4 protein-coding genes and 1 tRNA gene are annotated in these 5,182 nt (G+C 60.4%); all 5 read left to right on the top strand.

Annotation, left to right across the window (positions count from 1 at the left end; genetic code table 11):
• Positions 1-205 precede the first annotated feature (205 nt).
• Complete coding sequence (locus IIY41_RS04365) at positions 206-1,378, top strand: GDSL-type esterase/lipase family protein (protein WP_058724059.1); 1,173 nt, start codon at positions 206-208, stop codon at positions 1,376-1,378.
• 128 nt (positions 1,379-1,506) lie between these two features.
• Positions 1,507-2,805, top strand: coding sequence for a hypothetical protein (locus tag IIY41_RS04360; protein WP_050006404.1), 1,299 nt, complete (start codon positions 1,507-1,509; stop codon positions 2,803-2,805).
• Positions 2,783-3,448, top strand: a complete 666-nt coding sequence (locus IIY41_RS04355) for a DUF6320 domain-containing protein (RefSeq protein WP_009322674.1) — start codon at positions 2,783-2,785, stop codon at positions 3,446-3,448. The genes IIY41_RS04360 and IIY41_RS04355 overlap by 23 nt, the downstream gene beginning before the upstream one ends.
• A 271-nt stretch (positions 3,449-3,719) precedes the next feature.
• A tRNA-Leu gene (locus tag IIY41_RS04350) sits at positions 3,720-3,805 on the top strand.
• 378 nt (positions 3,806-4,183) lie between these two features.
• Positions 4,184-4,678, top strand: a complete 495-nt coding sequence (locus IIY41_RS04345; protein ID WP_287399921.1) for a hypothetical protein — start codon at positions 4,184-4,186, stop codon at positions 4,676-4,678.
• The last annotated feature ends 504 nt before the right edge of the window (positions 4,679-5,182 follow it).

Here is a 5,182-nt window from a genome sequence, read left to right as displayed (position 1 = left end):
TAATAACCTCAAGCCCGCCGCTTGCGCGGCCGCGCGCTCTTCGTGCGCTGATGCGCTTTCGCGCATGGACTTGAGAACATTGAACCATGCAAAACCGCAGTGAATGCGGTTTTGTCGAGGCCGCTTCGCGGCGCCATGGTATACTGGAGACAAGCCCCGCGCAACACCGCCCGGGGCATTTCATACAATAACAAGGAGGCCGCCTATGCCGCGCCGTGTATGCACCTTTGCCGTCGCGCACACCGATATTTCCGCGCAGCCCTTTAACAACGCCGCGCGCACCGTGCGCATCTTCGCCCCCAACAATCTTTCCGGCAGCGCCGTCTATGTAAAATTCAGCAATTATTATTCCGACGGTCCCGTGTGGGTGGGCAACGCCACCATCGGCCTGGCGGACGCAAAGGGCCGCCTTGTGCCCGATACCGTGCGCCCGCTCACCGTGCACGGCGACACCAGCTTTGCGCTGGTGCCCCAGCGGGACGTTTTTTCCGACAGGGTCGCGCTGCCCGTGCAGCCGGGCTGCACCATCGCCGTCAGCCTTTATTATCCCGGCGGCGAAAAGGTCACCTCCGGCAATTTTGTGGGCATCTTTGCCAACCGCTCCGTCAAGGGCGACCACTGCGACGCCCCCGCGCTGCCCAAGGCCCGCCTCTGGACAGACCTTTCCAAAAGCGTGCTGCCCTGGGACATCTCCAGCGCCACCACCACGCTCTCCGAGGTGATCGTGGAGCAGGACGACGCCCTGCCCGCTCCCCGCGTCGTGGCTATGTTCGGGGATTCCATCATGCAGCAGGGCGCGTGGGTAACGCCCTTCACGGCGCGCCTGTACGAGCATTTCCGCGGCGGGGTGAGCGTGTGCAACCTCGGCATCGGCGGCAACCGCCTGCTCTACGGCGCAACCCCCGCCTCCCGGGGCATGTACGGCCACGCGGGCATCGAGCGCTACCGCTACGACCTGCTTCCCATCGAGGGCCTCACCCACGCGGTGTTCGCTCTCGGCACCAACGATCTGGGGCACCCCGGCACCGGCGGCGCGCCGGAGGAGGAGCTTATTACCGTGGACCAGTACGCCGCCGCCGCCCGCACCATCGCGGACGCGCTGCACAAGCAGGGCGTAAAGGTATACGCGGGGCTCATCCTGCCCCGGGAGGTGAACCACCTGTTCCCGCCCGAGCGGGAGGCGCTGCGCCGCGCCATCAACCGCTGGATCGCTGAAGAAGGCCCCTTCGACGCGGTGCTGGACCTCGGCGCTCCCATCGCGGACACCGACGACGGCGTGGGCATGAAAAAGGAATTTGCCCTGCCCGACGGCCTGCACCCCAATCTCGCGGGCGGGCGGGCCATCGCCGAGGCCATCGACCTTTCACTTTTCGCCTGATTTTCCCCGCGTCCCCTCCCATGCGGCCCGGGCCGCCCCCTTCCCCGCTTTCTGCGGCCCGCAGGCCGCCCTGCCCCAAAGCGGCCCGCCCGTTCCCATCCTCTCTGTTAAAGGAGCCGATCTTTTCCATGAAAAAACGCGCTGCACCCACGCGGTGGCACAAGCTGGACAACACCGCGAATATCTTTCCCGTGGTGGCGAGCCGGCGCTATTCCAACGTATTCCGCCTGACAGCCGTGATGCGCGAAGCTGTGGACCCTGCGCTGCTCCAGCAGGCGCTGGAGCAAACGCTCCCCTATTTTGCCGCGTTCAACGTCCGCCTGAGGCACGGCCTGTTCTGGAACTATCTGGAAACCAACCGCGCCACACCCCAGGTCCTGCCCGAGCAGGACGCCCCCTGCCGCTACATCGACCCCGTGGAGACAGGCCGCTTTCTGTTCCGTGTGCTGTATTACGGCAGCCGCGTGCATCTGGAGACCTTCCACGTGCTCACGGACGGCACGGGCGCGATGCAGTTTTTGAAGGCCGTCTGCTACCGCTACTGCCAGCTTGCCCACCCGGACGCGTTCACGCCCGAGCAGCTTGCCACCCCCTACGGCACCGAGACCGCGGGCGAGGTGCAGGACGGATACCTCAAGCATTACGTTCCGGCCAAAAGCAAAACGTTCCGCGAACCGGGCGCGTATCATCTGCGGGGCGAGCACCGCATCGCGGGCGGGCTGGGCGTGGCCACGGCGCTGATGCCCGTGGACGCGCTGAAGGCCGAGTGCCGCCGCTTCGGCGCCACCGTGGGCGAATACCTTACAGCCGCCATCGCCTACGGCGTGTACGAGGAATACACGGCCTGCAACGGCGCAAAAAGGCCCGTCAGCATCTTTGTCCCGGTGAATCTGCGGCCTATCTTCGGCACCGAGACGTCCCTGAATTTCTTTTCCAACCTGACGATCATCCTGCCGCTGGCGCGCCGCGCCGTCCCCTTTGAGGACGTGATGGAGGCCGTGAAGCGCCAGTTTGCCGAAAAGCTGACGCGGGAGGAATTTGAACAGAAGCTGGCCTTTACGGCGGGCAGCGAAAAGAACCTCATCACGCGCATCATTCCCCTGCCGCTGAAAAACGGCATCCTCCGCATCGTGTACGAGCATTCCAACAACGGCAGCACGCTGGTGTTCTCGAATCTGGGGCCGGTGCGTGTGGAAGAGCCGTTCCGCCGGTATTTCGAGGGCTTCCGCTTTCTGCTCTCCACCACGCCCAGGGAGCCGGTGAAGGCCACGGCCTGCGCCTGCGGCAACACGCTGGCGCTCACCTTCACCACCGAGGTGGAGGACAACCGCCTTGCGCGCAGCGTGGTGCGCAGGCTTGCAAAGGCGGGCGTGCCCGTCACGCTGGAGACAGGAGGCGATACGGATGAAACATTGCAGGGCGTGTGATGTGGACGTTGCCACGCCGGCGGTGCTGTGCCCGCTTTGCGGCACGCCCCTGGCCGGGCTGGCGGACGCGGACTGCGCGGCGGTATATCCGCCGGCGGGCAGCCGGAAGGAATACAATTTTGTCAAACGCCTGCTGCTGCTGCTCTCCGTCGTCGGCGCGGCGGTGTGCATCGTGGTAAATCTGCTTGTGATGCCGTCGTTCTGGTGGTGGACCATCGTGGTGACGGCTTTGGTATACGCCTGGGCCGTGGTGCCCCACGCCATGCGCCGCGGCGGCAACGCGGCGGGCAAGGTGCTCATGCAGGTGGTGGCGGGCAGCGCGCTGGCCGTGCTTGTGGACTTTGAAACAGGCTACCGGGGCTGGGGCGTTTCGTTCGTGGTGCCCGCGTTCATCTGCGCGGGCATCGTGGCGGTGGTGGTGCTGGTGATGTGCAACCGCACCAACTGGGCGGGGTATGTGCTGTATCAGGCGGTGCTGGCGGTGTTTGGGCTGGCAATGCCCGTGCTGTACTTCACCGGGCTGGCGCACAGCCTGGTGGGCGCCGTGGTGCCCAGCATCCTGGCGGTGGCCACATTGGCAGGCATGGCCGTGTTCGGCGACCGGACGATCAAAAACGAATTCCGCCGGCGGCTGCATTTTTAACAATGGGAAGCTTGCTGCGGCAGCGCCCGCCGTGAATCTCTTTGCGCGGCCGGAACCGGCAGCCCCCGCCGTGAATCTTTTTGCGCAGCCGAAACCGGCAGCCCCCGCCGTGAATCTTTTTGCGCAGCCGAAACCGGCAGCGCACCGCGGCGGCAAAGGCCGGCCCGGCGCCGGGCCGAAAAAAGGCCGGAGATCGTTTTTTAGCGTTTTGCGGGCAAAAAACGCTTGATTTTACAAAAGCGGCATAGTATAATATAAAAGCTATCCGTACGCCGGTGTGTCGGAATGGCAGACGATGCGGACTCAAAATCCGTTGGTGGCAACACCGTGTGGGTTCAAGTCCCACCACCGGCACCACGTCGGAATGGACTATGCTCCATTCAAAAAGCCCAGCCAGTTGGCTGGGCTTTTCTCATACCGCTCCGTCATTCCTCCTTTTCCCCACAAAACTTTGCTGCGCAAACTTTCGCGGGAGCCCCGCCCTACGGGCCGAGGAGAAAAGCGGGTATCCATTTTATCACGCCAACTCAGCCTCTGAAACCGCTTGGGAAAGCCATTCCCGGGCGGTTTTGTTTTTGCAACAACACACTTTATAACCACTTTTGCCCGGATGCGGGACAAGGGTGAATGATCGGCACACAGGGCAGCACACAAGTAACATCGTAAATCGGCATAATGCCCAATTGTAAGCCCCGCTCTGATGGGGTATAATAGCAGCACAGGAAGGTGGAGCGGATGAACAACGAAGAATTGATTTTGCAGATGTTGGGCAAAATTTCGGACAAGTTAGAGGAACACGATAAGCACTTTGAATCTATTGACAATCACTTTGAATCTATTGACAATCAGTTTGAGTCCATTGACAATCACTTTGAATCTATTGACAATCAGTTTGAGTCCATTGACAATCGGTTTGAGTCTATTGACAATCACTTTGAGTCCATTGACAATCGGTTTGAGTCTATTGACAGTCGATTTGAGTCCATTGACAATCGGTTGGAGTCCATTGACAATCGGTTTGAATCCTTGGAAACGGACGTGCGCCATACCCGCATGTTGATTGAAAAGCAAGAGCACAACGTGCAGCTTATCGCGGAACAGTACGGCGATATTTCCGCAAAGCTGGAGCGCGTGCGTGAGATCGACGAGCTGCGCGACCGAGTACGGACACTGGAAACGGTCGTGCGTAATCATACGGTATCCATCAAGGAACTGCGCAGGGCTGAATAAAAGCACAAAGCGGGCAGCGTAAAAGCTGCCCGCTCTTTTATGCCGTTTTCCCTCCTGTGGCTTTGCGCTTTTTCGCGCTGTGTGTCCAGACGGGAAAAATATCGGGGCACAGCGTTAGCTGCTTCAAACCATATTTCCTGATACGCCTGAATGGGCAAGTCGGGTATTCGGTAATAACGTTTCAAAACGTGTCCCGGATTCGCGGCATGCAAGCATTTACCGAATGCGCCCCGGCGTTCGCCGCGCGGCATGGCTCGCCCTGTGTGCGGGCGGGGATAAGGCCAGCAGCGCATGCTTGCGCGTTTCCACTTTTATGTTTGAGGCTTCTTGCGATTTGTTCTTTTTTTATTTATAACGGAAACAAATGGTTGATTGTAAAATGAAGTTGGACACCTAAGAAAAAATCCATAGTGATTTTCCCCACATGGTAGAATGAAGTTTGCACACAACTTCTTCCAAGGGAGGGCAATCACTATGGACTGCCAAGATTATATCATAGAATCG

Origin of the sequence: Ruthenibacterium sp. (genome assembly GCF_017421385.1) — a bacterium.
GTDB classification, from domain to species: Bacteria; Bacillota; Clostridia; order Oscillospirales; family Ruminococcaceae; genus Ruthenibacterium; species Ruthenibacterium lactatiformans.
Note: the sequence above shows the minus strand (reverse complement) of the source record. Positions and strands in the feature narration are given on the sequence as shown.

Excerpts from the sequence above, each read along its gene's own strand:
- IIY41_RS04355 (WP_009322674.1), top strand. The coding sequence starts at position 2,783 with ATGAAACATTGCAGGGCGTGTGATGTGGACGTTGCCACGCCGGCGGTG.
- IIY41_RS04365 (WP_058724059.1), top strand. The coding sequence starts at position 206 with ATGCCGCGCCGTGTATGCACCTTTGCCGTCGCGCACACCGATATTTCC.
- IIY41_RS04360 (WP_050006404.1), top strand. The coding sequence starts at position 1,507 with ATGAAAAAACGCGCTGCACCCACGCGGTGGCACAAGCTGGACAACACC.
- IIY41_RS04345 (WP_287399921.1), top strand. The coding sequence starts at position 4,184 with ATGAACAACGAAGAATTGATTTTGCAGATGTTGGGCAAAATTTCGGAC.